Source organism: Pontibacillus chungwhensis BH030062 (genome assembly GCF_000770675.1).
GTDB classification, from domain to species: domain Bacteria; phylum Bacillota; class Bacilli; order Bacillales; family BH030062; genus Pontibacillus; species Pontibacillus chungwhensis.
On sequence record NZ_AVBG01000001.1, the window covers coordinates 448,297 to 470,773 of the forward strand.

The 22,477-nt window shown below is 38.6% G+C and carries 27 protein-coding genes and 1 riboswitch; of the genes, 5 read left to right on the forward strand and 22 right to left on the reverse strand.

The genetic code is table 11. The annotated features are described in order from the left end of the window. Positions 1 to 278: 278 nt before the first annotated feature. Positions 279 to 911 (reverse strand): CBS domain-containing protein, encoded by a 633-nt coding sequence (locus N780_RS02235; protein WP_036779479.1) that lies wholly within the window; start codon positions 909 to 911, stop codon positions 279 to 281. Between the two features lie 176 nt (positions 912 to 1,087). On the opposite strand from N780_RS02235, the gene N780_RS02240 reads away from it, so the two are divergent. From N780_RS02240 to N780_RS02250, 3 genes are read left to right on the forward strand one after another with little or no spacing between them, the layout of a single operon-like run. After that, positions 1,088 to 1,309, forward strand: a complete 222-nt coding sequence (locus tag N780_RS02240) for a spore coat associated protein CotJA (RefSeq protein WP_036779481.1) — start codon at positions 1,088 to 1,090, stop codon at positions 1,307 to 1,309. Then, positions 1,306 to 1,569 carry a spore coat protein CotJB gene (locus N780_RS02245; RefSeq protein ID WP_036779482.1) on the forward strand — a complete coding sequence of 88 codons (264 nt, stop codon included), beginning with the start codon at positions 1,306 to 1,308 and terminating at the stop codon, positions 1,567 to 1,569. Before N780_RS02240 ends, N780_RS02245 begins: the two co-directional genes overlap by 4 nt. 14 nt (positions 1,570 to 1,583) lie before the next feature. Then, positions 1,584 to 2,153, forward strand: a complete 570-nt coding sequence (locus N780_RS02250; protein ID WP_036779485.1) for a manganese catalase family protein — start codon at positions 1,584 to 1,586, stop codon at positions 2,151 to 2,153. Positions 2,154 to 2,322: 169 nt separating this feature from the next. Here N780_RS02250 and N780_RS02255 read toward each other — a convergent pair whose 3' ends face one another. Genes N780_RS02255 through N780_RS02270 form a run of 4 tightly spaced genes read right to left on the reverse strand, consistent with a single transcriptional unit; the run spans position 2,323 to position 5,733 of the window. Then, a complete protein-coding gene (locus tag N780_RS02255; RefSeq protein WP_052114840.1) occupies positions 2,323 to 2,574 on the reverse strand; it encodes a hypothetical protein in 252 nt (83 codons plus the stop codon). A gap of 6 nt (positions 2,575 to 2,580) precedes the next feature. After that, positions 2,581 to 3,153, reverse strand: a complete 573-nt coding sequence (locus tag N780_RS02260) for a CPBP family intramembrane glutamic endopeptidase (RefSeq protein ID WP_036779487.1) — start codon at positions 3,151 to 3,153, stop codon at positions 2,581 to 2,583. Next, on the reverse strand, positions 3,150 to 4,685 hold the full coding sequence (locus N780_RS02265; protein WP_036779489.1) for a RecQ family ATP-dependent DNA helicase: 1,536 nt from the start codon (positions 4,683 to 4,685) through the stop codon (positions 3,150 to 3,152). The genes N780_RS02260 and N780_RS02265 overlap by 4 nt, the downstream gene beginning before the upstream one ends. Continuing rightward, the gene (locus N780_RS02270) at positions 4,666 to 5,733 is read right to left on the reverse strand and encodes a YpbB family protein (RefSeq protein ID WP_036779491.1); all 1,068 of its coding nucleotides are present in this window, start codon (positions 5,731 to 5,733) and stop codon (positions 4,666 to 4,668) included. The genes N780_RS02265 and N780_RS02270 overlap by 20 nt, the downstream gene beginning before the upstream one ends. Positions 5,734 to 5,941: 208 nt before the next feature. On the opposite strand from N780_RS02270, the gene N780_RS02275 reads away from it, so the two are divergent. Next, on the forward strand, positions 5,942 to 6,190 hold the full coding sequence (locus tag N780_RS02275) for a ferredoxin (RefSeq protein WP_036779494.1): 249 nt from the start codon (positions 5,942 to 5,944) through the stop codon (positions 6,188 to 6,190). Between the two features lie 45 nt (positions 6,191 to 6,235). Here the strand turns inward: N780_RS02275 and N780_RS02280 are convergent, their stop codons facing one another. After that, positions 6,236 to 6,694 (reverse strand): helix-turn-helix transcriptional regulator, encoded by a 459-nt coding sequence (locus N780_RS02280; RefSeq protein ID WP_036779496.1) that lies wholly within the window; start codon positions 6,692 to 6,694, stop codon positions 6,236 to 6,238. Positions 6,695 to 6,824: 130 nt separating this feature from the next. Between N780_RS02280 and N780_RS02285 the strand changes: the two genes are divergently transcribed. After that, entirely contained in the window at positions 6,825 to 7,319 is a 495-nt protein-coding gene (locus N780_RS02285; RefSeq protein ID WP_036779499.1) for an inorganic diphosphatase, read from the forward strand. A gap of 39 nt (positions 7,320 to 7,358) precedes the next feature. Here the strand turns inward: N780_RS02285 and N780_RS02290 are convergent, their stop codons facing one another. From N780_RS02290 to scpB, 16 genes are all read right to left on the reverse strand, one after another. Then, positions 7,359 to 8,603 carry an RsiX family anti-sigma factor gene (locus N780_RS02290; protein WP_036779501.1) on the reverse strand — a complete coding sequence of 415 codons (1,245 nt, stop codon included), beginning with the start codon at positions 8,601 to 8,603 and terminating at the stop codon, positions 7,359 to 7,361. Then, complete coding sequence (gene sigX, locus N780_RS02295; protein WP_036779503.1) at positions 8,590 to 9,132, reverse strand: RNA polymerase sigma factor SigX; 543 nt, start codon at positions 9,130 to 9,132, stop codon at positions 8,590 to 8,592. Before sigX ends, N780_RS02290 begins: the two co-directional genes overlap by 14 nt. Positions 9,133 to 9,519: 387 nt before the next feature. After that, positions 9,520 to 10,050: an ECF transporter S component gene (locus N780_RS02300; RefSeq protein ID WP_036779504.1), complete on the reverse strand. Its 531-nt coding sequence runs from the start codon at positions 10,048 to 10,050 to the stop codon at positions 9,520 to 9,522. 5 nt (positions 10,051 to 10,055) lie between these two features. Further along, the gene (locus N780_RS02305; protein ID WP_036779506.1) at positions 10,056 to 10,475 is read right to left on the reverse strand and encodes a DUF4430 domain-containing protein; all 420 of its coding nucleotides are present in this window, start codon (positions 10,473 to 10,475) and stop codon (positions 10,056 to 10,058) included. A 177-nt stretch (positions 10,476 to 10,652) separates the two neighbouring features. Next, positions 10,653 to 10,835, reverse strand: a riboswitch (cobalamin riboswitch). 84 nt (positions 10,836 to 10,919) lie between these two features. Continuing rightward, complete coding sequence (locus tag N780_RS02310) at positions 10,920 to 12,689, reverse strand: ATP-binding protein (RefSeq protein WP_036779507.1); 1,770 nt, start codon at positions 12,687 to 12,689, stop codon at positions 10,920 to 10,922. Continuing rightward, positions 12,689 to 13,405 (reverse strand): response regulator transcription factor, encoded by a 717-nt coding sequence (locus tag N780_RS02315; protein WP_036779509.1) that lies wholly within the window; start codon positions 13,403 to 13,405, stop codon positions 12,689 to 12,691. The genes N780_RS02310 and N780_RS02315 overlap by 1 nt, the downstream gene beginning before the upstream one ends. A gap of 67 nt (positions 13,406 to 13,472) precedes the next feature. Next, a complete protein-coding gene (ccsB, locus tag N780_RS02320) occupies positions 13,473 to 14,669 on the reverse strand; it encodes a c-type cytochrome biogenesis protein CcsB (protein ID WP_036779510.1) in 1,197 nt (398 codons plus the stop codon). Between the two features lie 36 nt (positions 14,670 to 14,705). Beyond that, positions 14,706 to 16,337 carry a cytochrome c biogenesis protein ResB gene (gene resB / locus N780_RS02325; RefSeq protein ID WP_036779512.1) on the reverse strand — a complete coding sequence of 544 codons (1,632 nt, stop codon included), beginning with the start codon at positions 16,335 to 16,337 and terminating at the stop codon, positions 14,706 to 14,708. Positions 16,338 to 16,365: 28 nt separating this feature from the next. Further along, positions 16,366 to 16,911, reverse strand: coding sequence for a thiol-disulfide oxidoreductase ResA (resA, locus tag N780_RS02330; protein ID WP_036779513.1), 546 nt, complete (start codon positions 16,909 to 16,911; stop codon positions 16,366 to 16,368). A gap of 68 nt (positions 16,912 to 16,979) precedes the next feature. Then, complete coding sequence (locus N780_RS02335; RefSeq protein ID WP_036779515.1) at positions 16,980 to 17,708, reverse strand: pseudouridine synthase; 729 nt, start codon at positions 17,706 to 17,708, stop codon at positions 16,980 to 16,982. Between the two features lie 97 nt (positions 17,709 to 17,805). Next, entirely contained in the window at positions 17,806 to 18,336 is a 531-nt protein-coding gene (locus N780_RS02340) for a spore maturation protein (RefSeq protein WP_036779518.1), read from the reverse strand. Beyond that, positions 18,336 to 18,926 carry a nucleoside recognition domain-containing protein gene (locus N780_RS02345; protein WP_036779521.1) on the reverse strand — a complete coding sequence of 197 codons (591 nt, stop codon included), beginning with the start codon at positions 18,924 to 18,926 and terminating at the stop codon, positions 18,336 to 18,338. Before N780_RS02345 ends, N780_RS02340 begins: the two co-directional genes overlap by 1 nt. Then, positions 18,926 to 20,017 (reverse strand): D-alanyl-D-alanine carboxypeptidase family protein, encoded by a 1,092-nt coding sequence (locus N780_RS02350; protein ID WP_269746684.1) that lies wholly within the window; start codon positions 20,015 to 20,017, stop codon positions 18,926 to 18,928. The genes N780_RS02345 and N780_RS02350 overlap by 1 nt, the downstream gene beginning before the upstream one ends. Before the next feature lie 132 nt (positions 20,018 to 20,149). After that, positions 20,150 to 21,034, reverse strand: a complete 885-nt coding sequence (locus N780_RS02355) for a superoxide dismutase (protein WP_036779525.1) — start codon at positions 21,032 to 21,034, stop codon at positions 20,150 to 20,152. 60 nt (positions 21,035 to 21,094) lie between these two features. After that, positions 21,095 to 21,604, reverse strand: a complete 510-nt coding sequence (locus N780_RS02360) for a DUF3907 family protein (RefSeq protein WP_036779527.1) — start codon at positions 21,602 to 21,604, stop codon at positions 21,095 to 21,097. A gap of 272 nt (positions 21,605 to 21,876) precedes the next feature. Then, the gene (scpB, locus tag N780_RS02365) at positions 21,877 to 22,476 is read right to left on the reverse strand and encodes an SMC-Scp complex subunit ScpB (RefSeq protein WP_036779530.1); all 600 of its coding nucleotides are present in this window, start codon (positions 22,474 to 22,476) and stop codon (positions 21,877 to 21,879) included. Between the last annotated feature and the right edge of the window lies 1 nt (position 22,477).

Here is a 22,477-nt window from a genome sequence, read left to right on the forward strand (position 1 = left end):
TTTCACTTCTGAACGAACGTTCGTTTGTACCAGAGCTCGAAATAACAATCCATGGTTTATACAAGCTACCAGCAAACATAAACTTCCAAACAGAAAATCAACTGGGGCCAAAATGGCGAGCAAAAAAAAATCGGATGAGAGTGGTACTCTAGCAAACGGAAGCCAGTATATAGCGAAAAAGGTTGCAAACCATGCCACACCACTAATAATTAAAGCGCTAAACAATAAAAACCCCTCCCCCACCCATTATATGGATGCGAGGAAGGGTCTAGTCCTTTTTAATCTTCTTTAATATCAAGTATTCTGAAGCCAGAACGCTCTAGTTTTTTAGCAAATTTGTCAATATTATCTTTCTTTTCAATTTTCAACACAATTCTTCTTGTGAGTTTAGCTGTTTCATCGAAAGTAGCCAGAGAAATTATATTTTCATGATATTGCTTAACAATTTCAGCCAGACGAGCAATGCGGCCTTCAGATTCCTCTGATGTAAATGCAATTCTTACACCTTTTTTCTTCATACCAAATGCACTTTCAAACTGCTCTAAAACATCATAACGTGTAACGATACCTAAGAATTTCCGATCATTCCCAATGACGGCAACTATAGAAAACCCCTTGAAAGTTGTTAGTGTTTGTTCAAACACATCATTCTCTGTAATATAGAGATCCTCATATGCCATCACATCTCCAACTTTTCGTTCAGCCAAAAAGGAATCTCTCGTCATTCCGCTTTCGAAGAAATTCTTATAGATCAGTTCTTTTGAAACCATTCCTTTAAAGGTACCCTCCACTACAACAGGCATACCTTGAATATCATTTTGATTAAGCCTATCAATTACTTCATTTAACGGTGTGTTTACTGAAGCTGTCCAACATTCATGAGCAGCTTTCATAATTCCCTTTACAAACATCGCCTTCACCTCAATTTATGTATTAATAAAATGGTACCCTTCATTAAATAATTCGATTAAAAAAACAAAAACCCTTCTTCGATATAAGGATTAAACTTGTAATAGGATAAGGCTTCACAAAATATTCATAAGTAGTAATGGTATGAATGTAAGTTCAACAGAAAGGAGAAATAAAGATGTTCACTCAAGTAAAGTACTATCAGCCCTATAATAGCCCAAATGATCCATGCCCGCCCGTTCGTGTAAAAAGCTATCAAACGCCACCTCAACTTTATATCGGGTTTCAACCCCCAAACCTACAGCAATTCAGCCCTAAGCAAGCACTTTATTGCGGCACCCTTTGGCCGGCATTTTACAGTCCATATCCAGATCCTGACGGGAGGAATGATGATAAATGAACCACCCCCTTCCCCCTGCCTATTATGAATTGCTAGAGGAGATTCAAGCTGTAGATTTTGTATTAGTAGAACTTACGTTATATTTAGACACCCACCCTGAAGATTATGAAGCGATCAAACAATTCAATCAATATGCTCAACAAAGCAAGAAGCTTAAGAAGCAATATGAACAGCAATACGGACCTCTTCGACAGTATGGAGAAAGTTACTCAGGATATCCTTGGAATTGGAACAATGCACCTTGGCCATGGCAGGTGTAAAAAGGAGGTAAAGTATGTGGTATTATGAGAAGAAACTACAGTATCCTGTTAGGGTAGGTTCCTGTAACCCACAGCTCGCAAAATATTTAATTGAACAATATGGCGGAGCTGATGGAGAACTTTCTGCAGCTCTGAGGTACTTAAATCAGCGATACACAATCCCTGATAAAGTTGTAGGACTCCTAACTGATATCGGCACAGAAGAATTCGCCCATTTGGAAATGATTGCGACTATGGTGTATAAACTTACAAAAGACGCGACGCCGGAACAAATGAAGGCTGCTGGTTTGGGCGCCCATTACGCTAATCATGAGCATGCTCTCTATTATGAAAATGCCGCCGGTTCGGCGTGGACCGCCACGTACATTGCCGCTAAAGGGGATCCTATTGCGGACTTATACGAGGATATTGCCGCAGAGGAAAAAGCACGTGCTACTTATCAATGGATCATTAATTTATCCGATGACCCCGACTTAAATGATGGTCTAAAATATTTAAGAGAAAGGGAAATCATACACTCACAACGATTCCGTGAAGCAGTTGAGATTCTAAAAGAAGAACGAGATCGCCAAATCTTCTTTTAAAACGGATGGTTACCTAAGGTTTACCTCTCAATTAATAAAGAGGTTTAGAGTTAACAACTCTAAACCTCTTTTTCTATAGATTATTTCCTGTCACTATTTTATAACTACCTACATAACGGAGACTTTAACTGTTACTAAGGAAAATTTTGCTTTCTTCCCCACTTTAAATTTACAGATAATATAAAGGAATAAGAAGTATAAAAACAACAAATAGAAAAACTAATAAGCGAATGAATGGATATTTAATTTTCCACTTCATTCTAGTTTGCTTACTCTTATGTACTTCATTTCTAGATGGAAGACTAGAAATAGCTTCACCTAATTCCTGTGGATCAGGTTCTTGCAACAAACCTCTTTCCTCATCTTGCATTCTCTGTCGCAAATTCTTAGCTTGGTCGTTGTTTCTAAAGGGTTCTTCCATAGTTCGTCACCTCAGTATACGATATCGAATCATGACTCCTAACACGAGATCAATCATAAAATGGGCAAATATTGTGACCCACAAATTATTTGTAATTTCATACATCCACCCAATATAAAAACTAATTGCAATAACAGAAATAAACAATACCGGTTTAGTCAAATAGCGAATGTGAACGAGCGCGAATGATATACTAGCAGCTAGGTAACCATATTCTGTTTGAATCACGCCACGAAATAGCATTTCCTCCGCAAAAGCCACAAAAAATGTCAAACCCATAATCTCTATAACTGGGAGGTTCCTGAAAACTTTTTCATTTATACCTCCGTCGTCGTAAAAACGTTTTGGCATAACCGTCATGAGCAATATGTCTATGCTTAGTATAAGAACAGCAGCTGACCCACCATAATATAAAATACCTTTCATATCCCAAGCAAATAAATTATACCAATCTTTTACAGAATCAAATAAAAACCAACTAGACACCAGCGAAAGGACTAAAATGAATATTTGAGTGATATAGAGTTGAGTTACCACTTGTCGATCCGTCATTTTTTTTATTAAATCAGCTTGATTCATTCAGACCCCCCTTGTAAAAAAATCTTCTGGAGTTCTTCTTCCCAATTTAACAACTCACTTCGCTTATCGGTGTTACTTGTTGTCCATAAATCAAACCTAAAGTCACAACGGTCGCAACAAAAACCAGTGGGCTTTTTTAATGAGGCTTGAAATGAACTATATAATGTGGACCTCAAACATTTTTCTGAGTGCACCCAATGTAAAAGTTCTGCTAATTTATTCTGTTTGATCTTAGTTCTTTCTTGAATAAAAGAAAGGATCGAATAGTAAGCCTCTTTCCAGCCTTGATGTATTAGAATATTTCTCCCTTTAATAAGGCCATGCTTCTCGAATTGATAGGATAAAAAGCGCCATTGAACCTCACTAAGTTGCAATGTTTCCTCTATATCCTCTGTCTGAGCAGGAATATACATACCTTTGTTGGATAATGACTGCAGGTAACGCATGGCGTTAGAAACCATTTCTTCAGTCGGAAGTTCTGTCTCAATAAAACGCTTCGGAATTTCACCATCTCCTGGACTATACAACGTTAAACTAACACTTTGAAATCCATCTCGCCCTGCGCGACCGATCTCTTGCAGAAAAGATTCAACTTGCGATGGAATATGGGCATGTACAACAAGCCGGATATTTCCTTTGTTAACCCCCATCCCAAAAGCACTGGTGCAACAAATAACATCTAATTGATTATTCATAAATTGTTGTTGAATCAGCAAACGGTCCATTTGATCCATTCCACCGTGATAATAAGCAACCTTCACCCCTTCAACACGTTGATTTAATTCATAAGCCGCTTTTTCTGTCCACTGACGACTCGAAAAATAAATCATAGTCGGTACTGAATGTGTATTTAATATAGCAGCTAAACGTTGTATCTTCTCTTCCATACCAGCAACGTGTTCTACTGTAAACGCAATATTTTCCCGGTCCATGGGGTAAATATGTTTCCGCATATCTGGTCGGTCCATTTGTTTCACAATGTCATCTTGGACATGCACTGGAGCGGTGGCACTTAATGCCAATACAGTTGGTTCTTTTAACTCCTTCAGTGTTTCATCCAACTTTAAATAGTCCGTACGAAACTCATGCCCCCATTGTGATATGCAATGCGCTTCGTCCACTACTAGTAACGAAACCGAGACTTTCTCTTTCAAAACCTGTAAAAATTGGTCATTTTGAAGCATCTCTGGTGAGCAATAGACTAATTTATATTGATCAATATGAGTATACACCTGCTGCTTTTGTTGTGGGTTGAGGAAACTGTTTACTGCCACAACACGTTTCATACCTTGTTGTTTTAACTGCTTCACTTGGTCAACCATTAATGAAATCAGTGGACTTACCACGATTACAGTTCCGTCTAAGAGGAGAGATGGCAATTGATAACACATCGATTTACCAGTTCCAGTAGGTAAAATACCTAAAACATCATTTCCTTTAAGTAAATCCTCAATAATCTCTCTTTGACCTTCTCTAAATTGTTCATATCCAAAGTAATTATACAGTAGCTTATCAAGTGTTTCGTCGTTCATGATTTGACACTCCTTGCGAGGCTGCTAACACGAGCCGAATTTCAAAATAAGAGTAATCTCCATTCAGCTCATCCCTAATTGTTTTCAAACGATTCGTGTTTAGTGTATTTGCTGTATGGGAAATGTTCTGTGCCGCTTCTTTTGTAACATATTCATCAATGCAAAAACGCGGATTCACTAGAGCAATCTCTACAATATGATCTTGGATTGTACTCATTTTTAATTTACGAATCCTTGCTATGGTCTCGAGAGTATAGCCTTTCTCAATCCATTCAAAAGTTTTTTGAGCAGAATGAGTAAGGGGGTATGTCACTTGAAGATCTTCACACATTTGAAATAGGTAAGGATAGGCGCTTTGGTTATCTAAAACCCTTTGTAACAAATAATGAATAACAGCCTGAAGGGTAATTGTGACATCATGTACAGATAGGTTGTAGCGCATAGCCAACTGATCTTTACTCATTCCATAGCGATGGTAAGCAGACAAACGATAAGTTGTAAATTCAGCAACCCATTCAGGCATACCTTTCAAAAGATCATATACTTCAGAATATAGGTGCTGTAAGTATTCATTAAGGTTCGACTGTTCATGTCGATACTTTACTTTCACCCAATCCAAAACCTCTTTTCGGTCGTCAACTGGAATAAATTGATGCTGACCAGAAGCGATATTAGAGGCTGTCTGTACGAATACTACTAAACGACCCCAAAATTGCTGGTCCATATGTTGATATGCAGTACCATTCAGCCAAACTAAGGGCGTATGTTCAATTGGTGCTTTGTTGAGTTCTTTCAATCCGGATTCTGTTAATTGAAGTGCTCGTTCTCTCGTGCTAATATACTGAAGCGCTTTTAACTTTTTCAATTCAAACATTAATTCATCCCGAGTAATCGTCCGATGAATTCCAAAAAAAGATGATAGATGGTATGCATAAACGTCCTGGAATGTTTGTGAAGATTTCTTACCCGTTAGCATGTGCAAAATCGCCGAAGCACTTCTTTCGCCTTGTAATTGTTGAATGCTGTGAAGTAATAAAGTGTTAAACATTAAATCCCCTTTCTCTACCCTTCAGAAAAGCTATTTGAAGGGCCACGTCCAGCTTAGGTTGCATGGTGAAATCGCCGATTTTTAGTTGAAATGTTAAAAGAAGAGCTTTACAATATGTATTAGGCGAAAATGTTTCCAAATTAGGATACTTATATATGTAATAGAAGATCCATACCAGGGTCTTAAATATTTTAGGAGGGTATGTGACATGGCTAAATATACAATTGTCGACAAAGAAACATGCATTGCATGTGGGGCTTGCGGGGCTGCAGCTCCAGATATTTATGATTACGATGATGAAGGCATTGCATTTGTCATCTTAGATGATAATAAAGGTACTGCTGAGATTCCTGAGGATCTCCATGAAGATATGGAAGATGCTTTCGAAGGTTGCCCTACAGATTCCATTAAAGTTGAAGACGAACCGTTCGACGGTGATGCATTGAAATTCGAATAATCTATCTTCCTAAAAAGATCCCTTCACATAATGGAGGGATCTTTTTTATATCGGATTTTCCCCTAGCTCAGCCAGTTTCTTACGCGCTTCTTTAAGATCAAAGCTGCTAAAGTACCTATAATAATTCCCATCAATAATTCTATAATGTTGACTTAAAACATTTTGTTGTAACATATATCCATTATGCTCTTCTACTGATGTCCACCATACCTTCCCACCAAATGTGCGCTGCTTAGGGCGGTTTACAGATTCATGGGCAATCGTCTCTAAAACTTCTAGAGGATCTTCCCCCAATGTATTTTGTATGACTTCACTATCTCGAAACAAAGCAACCATAGCTACTAACGTTGTCCAACTAGCTTGAATTCTACCCTTCTCTATTTGGACAAGGGTCTTTTTAGATACACCGAGTATCAAAGACATACGCTCCTGTGTATAGCCCCTCTCGACACGAACAAGCTTGACTTTTGGGGAAAGTTGCTCAACTAAAGAATGTTGGTCCATTTATCATCAGTCCTAACATACGTCGATACCTTTATATTAACATGTTCTATGCTTTCCTTCCTAGCTAAATGTTGATATAATATAAATCTGCAAGAACTTACATACTATTGTCGAATAAGGAGGCATTCATATGGCTGAAAATAAAGTTATTGATGTGTTTATTGAAATTCCAACAGGAAGTCAAAACAAATATGAATTTGATAAGGAAAAAGGTGTATTCAAACTAGACCGCGTCCTTTTCTCTTCTCAATTCTACCCTGCAGAATACGGGTATATTGATGACACGTTAGCACTAGACGATGATCCACTTGATGCACTTGTGCTTGTTACAAACCCTACTTTCCCAGGCTGCGTAATTGAATCTCGCGTAATTGGTTTCTTAAATATGATTGATGACGGGGAAGAAGATCAGAAGCTAATTGCAGTTCCTACTGAGGATCCACGCTTCAAAGATGTTCACACTTTAGACGATATTCCTCAACATAAATTAGAAGAAATCTCTCACTTCTTCAAAACGTACAAAGATCTTCAAGGTAAGAAAACTGAGATCGGAGAATACGAAGGTGTAGAAGCAGCGAGCAAGCTCATCGATGAGTGCTTAGCACGCTATGAAGAAAATAAATAAAGTGAAAAAGCTCGCCAATAGAGGCGAGCTTTTTTATTTCTAAGGGGCACTTTGTTGTAAAGGCATAGGATTAACACTATATGGAACAGAAATGGTTTTGTTTAAATCGTACATTCCCACCTCGTCTTTTGGAAGATGGTTGAATTTAACCTGAGTAAATCCAAATTGCTTAGCCGTTATAAGAATGGATTCAATCATTGTGAGCATTTGTTGATCTCCATCAAAATTGTCACCGCCATTTATATTAACTTCTAAGAGCTCTCCATTAGTTGTTATGTCCCCTATATCTACTGCCTTTGGAATCGTACCTTCAATAGTAAATGCCGGTTCATCGACTTTAAGTTCGTTTAGTGCTTCTGCTATCGTTGTTCCTTGATTAACAGGAATTGAAATAAATAGTTGCGGACCATTTTGCGGTGTATATAACTTGTAGATAGATCTTTTGGAAATATTGATTTCCTCTAAACCTGTATTGTTACCTAGATTAACACCTGATTCACCTTCTGTCTCAAGCTTTATTGTGTTCACATCAAGGGGACCAAACATCACTTTAAGAGACATTATAAAGATATTCTCCTGAGTAGAGGATTCAGGAAAATCATAATCCTCAGGAAAGTTTACTACGACGACTCCTTCTTCTTTGTTTATATCAAATGATACAGAAGAAAACTGGTATGCCCTCACTCCCCACTCATCTTCATCTAATGAGCCTTCTAATGAATTATATAGTTGTTCCATGGTGTTGGACTCTTTTAAGACTGAAAAGGTGACTGGTACTACATATTGTCCTTGAAAATCCCCAAACGCTGCAATGGCATGGAGTTCATTCTCATTATTAGTCACAACTCTTGAGATTAATGAAGATTCCGTAGTCATACTATCATGGAAACTAGATTCCGCCTTTTCGGATGAGGAACTTTCTTCTTGTGTATTTGCATCTGATGAACGATCAATTTCATTTTCCTTTTGGTCTCCATCTTTAGATTCAGCTTGGTCGTTGCTTAATTCTACTGATTCGTCAGAAGAAGAGGTATCATAGGCTTGCTCTTGTTGCATAGAGGGTAAGGCAGCGATTAAAAATATAATAATTGCAGCTACTGAAGCCATCCCCACTCCCCATCCTGTAGCCAGTTTTTTTCGCTTAGATTGTCTTTGTAATTCTTTATTACGCTTGGCAGAGATTTTTCGATATAGATCTTCAGAGCTTTGTCGATCTTCCACATCAGGCATGTTTTTCAGGAGATCTTTTATGGAGTCATTGCTGTGATATTTATTTCGTTTCACTTTTGATCCCCTCCTCGTCTTCTTCATTCATATAAGTTTGAAGTGCTTTCATTCCTCTATGTTGAGTGGTTTTAACTTTACTGACTGACATTCCTAAAATGTCCGCTGTCTCTTGTATAGACATAGATTGAATATACCTCAAGATGATCACCGACTTCTGATCTGTTGTACATCTCTCTAAACAATGGTACATCTTTTGAATCTCTTCGTTCTGCAGGGCAATTTCTTCCGGGATGGGCTGATCATCTTGTATGAAATGGCCATGCTCCCCCCAGTCAAAGAACTCCATGATACGATTCCTTTTTCGCTTTTGCTTACGAAAGAAATCGATTGTAACATGACGTGCAATAGAGAACATCCATGTTTTTTCACTACTATCCCCTTTAAATCGATCATAAGAATTCATGACTTTAATATATACTTCTTGAACGAGATCTTCAGCTTGCTCCCGGTTTTTCACCATGTAAAATATAAATTGAAAGAGATCTTTATGATATTTCTCATAAAGATCTTGAAATACGGAATCCATTCGTCAACCTCCCGTTCATAACATTAGTCGATAAATTATGTAAAACGTTTCACCCGTTTCATACTATAAATTATTTCCAAGCTTTTGAATAGACCATTTCCTACCAAAATTGAATAATGTCTAATGTTTGTTAAATAGATTGGCTATTGGTTAAGGATAACGTTTTTGTTTACTGGGTTGAGAGTAAGGAGGGGCCGTTCATCAAATTAAATAAGGGCTTGCCGTGTGACGACAAGACTCCCGCAGGAAAGCGAGTTATCCCACAGCAAGCCCTAGTCCTCATAAGGTAACGGCTGCAATATTATCCTAGTGTCTCAGTTTCAAGTCTCAAACAATGCTGCCCTTATCTTGTGAAAATCTCATTCAATCAACTATAAAACAACCCAATCAGTTCAATGACTGATTGGGTTGTTTAAAAGACTGTATGTTTTTATTCTCATATTGTTTAAACAAACGAGACAATACTGGATATAATACGATCATGAATACAACATTACCAACAGCATGATACGTGTCAAATGGGAGACTGCTTAGCCAATATGCAAAGAAATGGTTCCCTACTTGACCGTATGTAACAGCCATCATAAATCCAAAGAAATAGCCACTGACACCTGCAAATGCAGCATATATATACGTAGGAATTACATGCCTATACTTTCCTAACCAACCGGCAAGTAAACCGATTAAGGACCAGCTTACTATTTGAGGCAATGTCCATATTCCCATACCTAACAACAGATTAGATAAAACGGTGGTCACAACAGCGAGCACCACAGAGTACAAGGGCCCCAACCAAATTCCACAAATAATAATAATCGCTGTGACTGGTTGAACGTTTGGATAGAAACTAAACAAGAACCTTCCAACTGTGGCAAGTGCAGCGAGCAATGAGATCAATGTTAATTTATATAAGTTCATCAGTATTACTCCCAACTGTGAAAGTCAAATGTCACCCTGTCTCCAGGTTCCAATGTATACTCCTTAGCACCAACCATAGCTTCTTCTCCATTAACGGAATAAAACCATGCTTTCTGTTCGCCATTTTTAGGGGCTACACCTTCGATCGAAGTGATGAAACCATCGTTGCTGCCTGTCTCTATATCGAAATTTGCTTTCATTACTTCCATTACCGTTGTTCCTGCTTCAATTTCAATTTCTTTTTCAGCTACAGCTTCTTCTCCGTTATTCTTTGTAATTTCCACTTGTACACGTTGTTCTTGCTGCTCTTCTTGTGTAGATTGACTACCCTCTCCACTATTTGCATCCTCTGTTGACTGACCACAAGCAGTAAGTCCTCCTAATACGAATAAAGCAGCTAGTAGCATTTTCATCATTTGTTTCATCTCATCCAACCTCTCCATAAATATGTACTTGTTTCTTTGCGACACGAAGAGATGGAACGAAGACAGACCTTTTGTTACGAAAAAAGACTCTTCCTTTTAATGGAAGAGTCTTTGAGCATGACGGATCTCGTATAACAATGACAAGATAGGTCTCTCAAACGCTCAATCCTCGAAGCTTTGAAACGGTTAACCATGGCAGGTCTACTGACTTGTGTATCGATCTACTCGAGAGCCTTCCCTTATATATATAAAGTGGCATTTCCCTTTCGTCCACACGTACAGTTGCGAGGACAGTTCTGGACTTCAACCAGATTCCCTATTCAGTTCTCATAAGAGAACACCATAGTTAAATATGAAATTATATTATGTTTGTATCGTAGCATAGTTAAATTAGAAAAGGAAGCATTTCAACGTAGATCGTTTCATAGGAAACAAGATTGTTCTTCATGATTCGAGATCGTTTGGAAGCTTGAATAGGAAAGTTGTTCCTTCCCCTTGCTTACTATGAACAGAGATGGAGCCTCTGTGAGCTTCTACGATATTTTTAGCAATAGCAAGGCCTAACCCAGTCCCTGACTTACCACCTTCACTTCTCTTACGTGACTTATCTGCCTTATAGAAACGCTCGAACACGAACGGTAAATCTTCATCCGCTATCCCAATACCTTGGTCATGAATAGAAAATTGAACGTCCTCTTCTTCTCTTACTACATTTACAAAAACTTGTTTATTTTGTTCTGTATGTCGAATAGCATTATCAAGTAAGTTCGTTAGTACCTGTTCAATACGGTCGTAATCAAAATACACTTGTTGCAGGCCTTCATCCACTTCAACATGAATGGAGATATTCTTTTCGTTAGCTAACCCTGAGAATTTTTTCACAATCCGTTCAATATAATCATGGATATCAACTAACTCCCGATTTAGTTGTATGTGGCCTGCTTCCATACGTGCAAGATCTAATAATTCATTTACAAGTCTTCCGATCCTGAGGGACTCGTCATATATAATTTTAGCTAATTCATTTTTGTCTTCTTTGGATTCAGCTATATCATCCACAATAGCTTCACTATATCCTTGCAACATAGAAATCGGCGTTCTCAGTTCATGAGAAACATTAGCAATAAAGTCTTTACGAAGTTTGTCCAATCTTCGTTCTTCTGTCATATCCCTAATAACAGCAACTGCCCCTCTAACATATGTTTTATCATACAGAGGAGTCATGATGACTACAAAACTTCGCCCTTGAACCACTAGCTCTGTCATAATTTCTTTCTCTTGCGTAATAACTTCTTGAAGCATATCCTGTAGTTCACCTGGTAAAAGGTCGTGATTCGGAAGTCCATTTTCATGTTCATAGAACCAAGCATCAATGAATTGATCCGCAGGAGGATTCGTTACTAACATATGACCTTTTCGGTTTAGTGTAATAACACCATCGGCCATAGAACGAAGAATCCCTGATAACTGCTCCTTCTCCTGGTTTAGTGCGTTTATATGAAACTTCAACTGCCTTCCCATACGATTAAAGGCCATTGCCAGTTCTCCAATTTCATCATGGGTTAAGATAGGAACCTTTGTATTAAATTCACCTCGTGCTAACTCAAATGCCCCTTCTCTCATTTTAATAAGAGGGGACGTAATCCGTGTCGATAAGAAGAATGCAAAAATCGTTGTTAGAATAATCGCTATTCCTGCCCCTAAGAAAATGATTCTCGTCGTTTGTGAAGTTGTTTGTTCAACAAAGGCGAGGGATTGGTAAACGAAGATGCCAGAACCACTCTCGGAAAGAGGGATGCCCACAATCATGATATGTGTATCCGTTTCAGGAATGATATCTTCTTTCATCACCGTTTGTTTTGAATTAAATACGGTCGATAATGAATCATCTTGATACAACCACTCCATAGGGACAACGGGTACATCCTCTTTATAAGTGGGTGAAATCCAATGATCCTCTTCACCAAACGCAACTACAATCCTGCTTGACGGATCAATAATTTTCTCAGCAATCGAAAGGGCCAATGGACGCTCTTCGTACTCATCAAGAATACCTTCCACCTTTTCAGCTGTTTGCATCAATTCCTTCTCAGCTTGATAGATATGGTAACTTTCAAAGAATTCGAGTAATAATACCGTTAATATAAATAATACGAATGATACTAATAGTAGTATGGTAAACCACAACTTACCTACTACGCTTCGCCAGAACATTAGTCACCAACTACCTCAAATTTATATCCTACGCCCCACACTGTTACGATCATTTTGGCAGCGTCTTTCGATACTTTACTTAGTTTCTCGCGGAGACGCTTTACATGAGTATCGACTGTACGCAAGTCACCAAAGAATTCGTACTGCCAAACTTCCTTTAAAAGTTGCTCACGGTCAAAGACTTTATCAGGAGCTTGTGCAAGGAAAAGAAGAAGTTCATACTCTTTAGGTGTTAAGCTAACATCCTTACCATCAGCTTTCACCCTATGCGCATCATTATCAATGGTTAAATGATCAAACACCAACACATCTCTTGCTCCTGTTTCAGTTTGCAAGAATTTAGTGGAAGAGGAGCGCCTTAGTAAAGCTTTAACCCGAAGCACTACTTCTCTTGGACTAAAGGGTTTTACGATATAATCATCTGTCCCTGCTTCAAAACCTTGAACACGATTCGATTCTTCCCCTTTGGCCGTCAACATGATGATGGGTGTTGCTTTTTTCTCACGTATATCCTGACACACTTCAATACCATCTTTTCCGGGCATCATTAAATCTAGAAGTATAAGGTCAAAATCCTCACCAATAGCAAGCTCTAGAGCCTCTTCCCCATCTTCGGCTTCTACAACTTCGTAATCTTCTCTCTCTAAATACATGCGGATTAACCGACGAATACGTTCTTCATCATCTACTACTAAAATCTTTCCACCCTGGTCCATACTTCTATCTCCCTTCTTTTTTAAAACAAAGGCTACAAATCTAAAGATTAGCAGCCTTTGTAACAAATTACGCGTATGAATGTAGTCCTGCTAACACTAGGTTAACAGCTATTAAGTTAAACATGATAATGGCAAATCCAATGACGGCAAGCCATGCAGACTTTTCCCCATGCCACCCTGCACCTAATCGCAAGTGTAGGAAAACCGCATAGAACAACCAAGTAATGAGAGCCCAAACTTCTTTCGGGTCCCAACCCCAGAAACGGTTCCATGCTATTTGTGCCCAAATCATTGCAAAAATTAGCCCACCAAGGGTAAAGACCGGGAATCCGATTGCTACTGCACGATAAGATACTTCATCTACTAAGGAAGGTTTCACGCGTGCCAACTTGGGTTGTATCGCTGCAGCAACTCGTTTTCTTAATATAAGACGAGTCATTACGTATAAGACAAGACCTACTAGAAGGGACCAAATCATTGTATTTAACTTTCTTGCTGCCTTTTCTCCTTGCATCCAAGAAGGAGCTTCTATCAATGGTCCACTTGCACCTTGAGTTTGCAGCGTTCCATCTGTAGGTCCAACAATGGGAAGCAACGTATAATCGACTGTACTTACCTCCACTGCCTCTCCTTCAGCAGGAACTTCAAACGTAACTTCATAGCCACCTAAGCGGAATCCGCTTGTAATTACAATAAATCCAATGACTGCAAAAAGAGTATAAATAATAAACTCTAACCATGAGGTTTTTTTTGTTCTCTCAGTTTGATCAATTGTTTTAATTAAGTATAAAAGTCCAGCCCCAAAGCTTACTGCTAGTATTGCTTGACCTAGAGAAACAGTAGACACATGAATGTATAGCCAATGTGTATTTAGCGCTGGAATTAATGGTGAGATTTCACTAGGAAACATACTCGCATAGGCAATAATTAATAAAGCGGTCGGTAATACAAAAAGGCCCAGCACATTTAATCGGTATATAAAATACATAACGATAAAAGCAAGTACAAGCATCATTCCAAAGAAAGTCGTATATTCAAATAAATTACTTAGAGGGGCATGCTGGCTAGCAATCCAACGAGTTATGAAGTAGCCTACTTGCGCTACAAAACCAATAATGGTGATTGTAATACCAATCTTACCAGCCTTAGACTCTTTCTGTTGAGCATCCTTCTCCCGTATCGTACCTCCGAAAAAGAAAGTAGCGATCAAATAAAGAAAGAAGGATGCATAGAGTAAATTACTACTAATTGTGCTTAATTCCAACTTTATTCCTCCTTACCCTTCAAACGATTTAGGGTTTTACTCTTTTAACTCCTGTTGGTCTTCTGGTGGTTCCACACTAGTTCCTTCTAACACTTTCTCTAAGTCTTTCTTAAGACCAAACCAGTTTTTATTTGTATGACCTGCAACCCAAAATCCTTGCTCTTTAGGTTGAATCCATATGCGTCTGTGATTCCAATACATCCCCTGTATGACCCCAATCATAAAGATGGCGCCACCAATACCTAACAATGGAAGCGTATAGTCTTTGCGAATGGTTAATCCTGTCACATCTCGCATTTCTAAATCGGTAATACCAATCTTATATTGATTATCCCCGTTAGGATCTAAATTAGAGCCAATCGCTAAGAAGTTCACCTCTGGCTCAACTTGTCCTGGTGGATAGACATGGAACACGAAGGCAGGATCTTTCGGGTATTTGGAGTAAGAGCTTGGAACCCCGTCTTTCATTTCGAATTCAGGGTAGTAGTCATAAAGCTCAACTCGGTATCCATTATCTAATGTATATTCTGATTTCGGATCAACTAAATCAACTGTAAACTCACCGATCGCTTTTTCATCTGCATCGTTTTTTTCATGAAGCTTAAATGTCATCGTCTTAAATTCATTTAGCTGATAGGTTGTCTGATAAATAGCGAAACCATCTATTTTCAAAGGTTCATTTACACGAATTTCCCCTTCTTTTACTTGCTCAAGTTCAGGATCTACACCCGGAAGAGATTCATCTGTTCTTTGATAAAGAACCGCATTCGTTTGATAGTTTTTAGGTACAGAACCGCCTTGCTTCTCAATTGATTCTTTAAACCGTTCATCATTTTCATCATACATTTCTACAATGAAATCTTCATTCTTAATGTAATATTCTCCTTCAGTTCCCTCGAGCATTTTGGTTTCGCCTTCACGTACCCATACGTTGGCATCCACATACATAGATGGAACAAATCGCATTAAAGCACCTAAGAGGAAGATAATTAACCCTATGTGATTTACGTAAGGACCCCAACGCGAGAAACGACCTTTCTCCGCAAGAACATGACCATTCTCTTGAGTTACTTTATATCGACGTTCTTTTAATTGCTCAATAACGGTATGATAATCTTGATCTGAAGCATATTCGGCTTGGCCAAATAGACGCTGTCTTTTTAAGAAAGTCTCATGACGCTTTGGTTTTTGTTTCTTTAGTGACCGATATAAAGGAACAACACGGTCAATACTAGCTATAACCAAAGATACTCCAATTGAAGCAATTAAAATCATATACCACCAAGAACCATATAAATCATGGAAACCAAGTTGATAATAAATTTGTCCTGCCATTCCATAGTTCTCTTCATAATATTGTTCAGCAGGTAAAGGTGATTGGTTATTCATTTCCTGCGGGAAGATCGTCCCTAATGAGGAGGCGATCAACGTAATAGCAATTAGCCAAACCCCCACCTTTACAGAAGAAAAGAAATTCCAAATTTTATCAACAATTGTTTTATTGTACGTTTTTGAACGTCTCGCACTTCCATCGTATCGCATATTCAAAAGTTTGCTTTTATTATTCCCATCAATATGCTGATTCTCTTCAACCGGTTTCCCACAAGCTTCACAAAGAACGGTGCCCTCCGGATTAATATGCCCGCACTCACATTTAATTTTGTTCATGTAAAAACCTCTCTATCCCTTGGCTCGTTTAAGACTCAGGTATGATGTCTTGTAAATATCCTTCCAGACGATCAAGCGTTAATGGTCCAATGATTTTCTTTTCAATTGTACCGTCTGGGTTAATAAAATAACTAGCCGGTAGGTAACCTACCCCATACTCCCCCATGACTTGGCCTTTTTGATCATGAACAATTGGGAATGATATGCCATATTCTTTTAGAAAACGAGTAACGACAAGTTCACTCTGGTCGAGATTGACGGCCAGAATTTCTACGTCTTTATCCTTGTATTTCTTATATAACTCTTCCATATAAGGCATTTCATCTTTACAAGGTTCACAGTATGTAGCCCAAAAGTTCACCATAACACCCTTACCTTCAAAGTCTGATAAGGCAAGAGTATCTTGTTCATGATTAACCGTTTTCAATTTAAAATTAGGGGCCGTGTCCCCTTCTTTTAAAACAGCCTTCTCGTCATCTGTAAAGGAGGAATAGAGCGCAAAACCAACGGCAACTGCTAAAATAGCTAAAACTACACTCCGAAAAATAAGCCTTTTCTTTTTCTTATTCGCCATGTTTGTCACTCCTCCCGCACATTATACCATTTTACATAGTGGTAAACTTTGAAAATTTAGTTACAATTTTATTCAGATGCCTTTTTCAGTAATTTCACTTCATGTGGAGTCAACTCACGACATTCCCCTGGTTGAAGACCTTCAGTCGATAAGAAACCATAGCGCTCGCGCTTTAACTTGTCTACTGGATAACCTAATGCATCAAACATGCGGCGTATTTGTCGGTTCTTCCCTTCATGTAGCACCATTTGAATAATGGATGTATTCTTCTTACGGTCACTAGACAACATTTTTGTATGAATAGCTTTCAAATGTTCACCATCTGATTTGATCCCTTTTTTCATGCTTTGCAATTCTTCTTTAGTAGGTATACCTTTTATCTTTGCTACATATACTTTATCGATTTGGTGTTTCGGATGCATAAGTGACTGAGCAAAGGATCCATCATTGGTTAAGATAATTAAACCTGACGTATCATAATCAAGTCGACCTACTGGATAAACCCGCTCATTAACTTCTGGTAAAAAGTCAGTCACAACTTTTCGGTCTTTATCATCACTAACACTCGAAATAACTCCTCTAGGTTTATACAACAAGTAATAGACAGGAACTTCTTTCTCAAGAGGTACCCCATCTACTTCAACGGTATCATTTGGGCCAACTTTAGTTCCAAGTTCATTTACAACCTTCCCATTTACCTTCACTCTTCCATCGATAATATAAACTTCTGCTTTTCTTCTAGACGTTACTCCACTTTTTGCTATAACCTTTTGCAATCTTTCCTGATGATCTGCCATTTCCAAACTCCTTTTCAATCTATATTATGTAGACCGTTTATGCATAACAAATGCGCTAACATGAAGATGTTAACGCATTTTCATCTTAACGCTTTTGTTAACCAAATACAATCGACACAACGATGATAGAGGCAATTATACCAATAAAATCCGCAATTAGTCCAACTTTCAACGCATCTCCCATTCTCTTAATACCGACAGCACCAAAATAAACAGTAATAATGTAAAGTGTTGTATCCGTACTCCCTTGCATAGTAGACGCAAGTCTTCCTAAAAATGAATCAGGACCATGGGTACCTATAATCTCCGTTGTCATTCCAAGAGCAGCAGTTCCAGAAATGGGGCGGACTAGCGCTAAAGGAACAATATCAGATGGAACACCAACAAGTTGCAATAAAGGGGAGAATAACCCGACAACCGCTTCCATAGCTCCAGATGCTCTAAATATAGCAATCGCTACCATCATCCCTAACAAGAAGGGGATTAAACTAACAGCCATTTTAATTCCTTCTTTTCCGCCTTCAACAAACGTCTCATAGGTAGGCACTTGCTTAACTGTACCCACAACTAGAACAAGTAAAATGATTAAGGGGATCATCCATGTACTGACCGTTGTTAACCATTGCATTACTTGATCCTCCTCTCACGCAGCGAGTAGAAAAAGCGATCTACCATAATAGCTCCAAATGTTGAAATTAATGTAGCAACAATAGTAGTAGCTACGATTTCGGTAGGAGCAATGGATTCATATTTCATCCTAATTGCAATGACGGTAGTTGGAATCAGAGTAACACTAGAGGTGTTGATAGCTAAAAAAGTAATCATTGATCGACTTGCCTCATCACTATCGGGCTGTAACTTCTTCATTTCTTCCATAGCTTTAATCCCCATAGGCGTCGCAGCATTTCCAAGACCAAACAAATTTGCTGAAATATTAGATAAAATATAGCCCATTGCCGGATGATCATCAGGTATATCCGGGAAAAGCCGCCTAATTAATGGGCGAAAAAAGCGGGCTAAAATCTCTAATAATCCCGCTTTTTCAGCAATTCTCATCAGCCCTAACCAGAAAACCAATACACTCATCAGACTAATACTTAGCATTACAGCATCATCAGCTGTTTGAAAGAGCTCTTCATTTACTTCCGCCATTGTCCCATTAAACATAGCAAAAACAATACCACCAGCGGCCATAAAAACCCATATTAGATTAACCATTATTTCGCCCCTATGATCTCTTTAAATAAAGAGAAAACACTCTGAGTAAAGCTCTTTGTTTGAGTTGCTCTCATAGGATCAGCCATAACAGGAGCTGTTGCTACCACCTCTCCGTCTACTTCAAATATTGCTTGGCCTAAAATAGAATTGAAAGATTCATAATCTGATGGTTTTTGAATTTGTGTTTTGGTCGTTACCTGCTTATACTCCTCCTCTGTTAAAGGTGCTTTAACCGTATTCCATAAGTAACCAGTCGTAGAATCAAGGGATTGTTCTCCTTCTTCCCTCAAATCTCTCATTTCGAAAGTCTTAAATCCCCAATTAAACGAGTGGATATGATCATTCCAATCATCAGGTCCATTCAATGTAACCATTATAAGATTCATTCCATCTTTTTCAGCTGTTGACACAAGCGTACGCCCCGCTGTTTTTGTGTACCCCGTTTTCCCTCCTGTGCTATAGTCATATAACCGGGTAAGCAACTTATTCTTATTACCCCAAGCATAGGTTCTCGTCTCAGACTTATAAGTTGTAGTACCAGCGATTTTCTTGTACACGTCATTTTCCATAGCGTACCTGGTTAGAAGCGCCATATCATATGCGGTAGAATAATGACCATCCGCATCTAGGCCATGAGGGTTTGCAAAATGTGAATGATTCATGCCAATCCATTCTGCCTTCTGATTCATGAGATGGACAAACCCCTCCATACTTCCTCCAACGTGTTCAGCGATTGCCATAGCAGCATCATTCCCGGAGCGAAGCATCAGACCGTAGACGAGATCTTCTAGCTTCATTTCCTCTCCTTCTTCTAGATAGATTGATGACCCTTCCGTGTATACAGCACGTTTAGAGGTTTCAACTGTATCATCCATCATCCCAGATTCAATCGCAATGATCGCAGTCATAATCTTTGTGATACTAGCGATATTTCTCTTCTCATGAGCTTGCTTTTCATATAAGACTCGTCCTGTTTCTTGCTCCATCAACACAGCATTACGCGCTGAGACTGAAGGTTTAGCATCCACCTTTAAAGGAGCTAACACTAAACTTAAACAAACACATATTAAAACGATCCACTTCAGCTTCAAGGGGAATCCTCCCATTCCATTAACTTTGTATTAACATATGCGAAGCTGACAAGCATATGAATCATTTCTACCATCTCAATTATGACTCCAAATGTAATAAAGCCGTGATGACAGTCATCACGGCTTTGTTTATTAATACAGACTCCACTTTAAATCTTTTACAGATGTAAACCGAGCCGTCACGTCTTTCCAGTTCACAACATTCCACCAATTCTCAACATAATCCCCTCGCTTATTTTGGTACTGCAAATAATAAGCATGTTCCCATACATCTAACGCAAGAAGCGGGACTACATCCCACAGTGAAACATTTTGATGCTTTTCTACTGTTTGAATGGCTAATCTGCCAGAACGCATTTCCCAGACTAATAAAGCCCATCCAACACCTTCTACAGATTTAGCTGCATCTGTAAACTGTTTCTTAAATGATTTAAAACTACCAAAGTCTTTATTAATTTGCTTCAACAATTCCCCTTCTGGTTTACCTCCTCCATCCGGGGACATATTAAACCAGAAAATCGTGTGTAAAAAATGCCCTGAACCATGGAAGGACTGTTCTCTTAACCAATGTTTGATTAAAGTGTCTTTTCCGTTTTTTCTAAGCTTTTCCAGCTCGATTTCGGCTTTATTTAAACCATCCACATAGCTTTGATGATGAACATCATGATGCAGGCGCATGATTTCTTTAGATATATATGGTTCTAGAGCATTATACGGGTAAGGTAGGGGAGGAAGTTTATGTTTACCAATCGGGACACGTCCAGTTTGCCTATTCGTTTCCACATAATCCTCTAAATGATAAATAATACGTTCCCCTTCACGTACAACGTCTTCGACATCACCTGCAGTAATTTCATCTTTACGGATGGTTTTTTGAATCATTTTCTTCCATTGATCAAATTCATCCATCCACTCATCAAGCTTACCTTTTTCTATAGGCGCTTGTTTTAAAGACCCCTCTACTTCGTTTGCCCAGTTTAATAAAGATTGTAAGTATTGTCTTCTTTCATTTTGCACACCGATCACCTCGACGTATCGTATGCCCTTTGCCTAAAAAAAGTGAAAAGCCCCTCTTTATTAAGAGGAGCTTCTTCGATCTTCTTTCATGACCATTTTAGTATGATAATCCGTTTCATAATAAGCCAATTCTTCTCTCATTTGTTGGAATGCTTTCTCAAGTTCTACAATTAATTTACGAAATGACTGTGGTGGTTCGTGATGATACTTAATGGCATCTTTCCCGGTATAAGCTGCCCTGCTATCTTCGTACCATATATCCCCTTTTGGAGAAAAGAACTCCATAATACATTGATGATAAATACCATAAAGCGTTCTTTCCGCTGCAGGTTTACGGAATGTTTCCGATTGTAAGATGATTTGCACGGCATCATATGCTTCATCACAAAACACCTCTAAGCGACGTAAGGCTTTCAATAATAACTTATAATACTCCTGTTCCTTGCTCCCCTCTTCAAGAAGCATGGCTCCAATGGATTGTTGATTTAAATAGTCATTCGTATCCGCAACAGACTTCTTTAAGATCTCTTTTACCTCTTCCATCTGGGCACGAACCATTTGATTACTCATTTAAAGACCTCCTTAATTTAGGTCAATCATAAAAGAATTAAAATACCCATAGCATGGCTCACAGAACTCATCTATGAAATCTTTTACTATGTTACATACCTATTCGACACATTCCCCACAATGTCCTTTTTTCAATGATTTGTAGAATGATTGAAAAATGGAACGCCCCAGCTCGCTGCGGAAAGCGAGTGATTTCCCGAACCACCTTACGCTAAACCCGAGTAAAAGGAAACATTCTCTCAGCTTAGAGCCTTGAAAAAACCTTCCTGTAATTAGGAAGGTTCTGATGAATCGTCAAATGTCTCTTGGAAAGACTCAAAGAATAAATCTGCTTCATCTTCCATATCCAACTGCTCAGCACCTTCTGGTAAAGGCGGAAGTTCTTCAATAGAAGTTAAGCCGAAATAGGTTAAGAAATCTGTCGTTGTACCATATAAAATAGCTCGACCGCTTCCTTCTTTTCTTCCCCGCTCCTCAATTAAAGAACGGTTAATCAAGGTTTGAATGGGTCGCTCACTCTTCACCCCACGTATTTCTTCAACTTCCGTTCGTGTAATAGGCTGCTGATAAGCAATAATAGCAAGTGCTTCTAAAGCAGCTTGAGATAATCGAGAAGAGTGTGGAGCATCTTTCAGTCGCTGAAAGTAAGCGGAGTGCTCTGGTTTCGTAGTTAAATGAAAGAAAGCTTTTGATTGCATAAGAGAAATGCCTCTAGATGACTGGTCGTAATCTTCTTTAAGTTGTTGCAAAATCTCCTCAATTGCCTTAGGGTCTTCCTCTATAATTTCAGCAAGTTGTTTCGTTGTCATGCCTTCATCCCCTGCTGCAAATAGCAACCCTTCTACAATCGCTTGTAATTCGTTCGTTTCCATA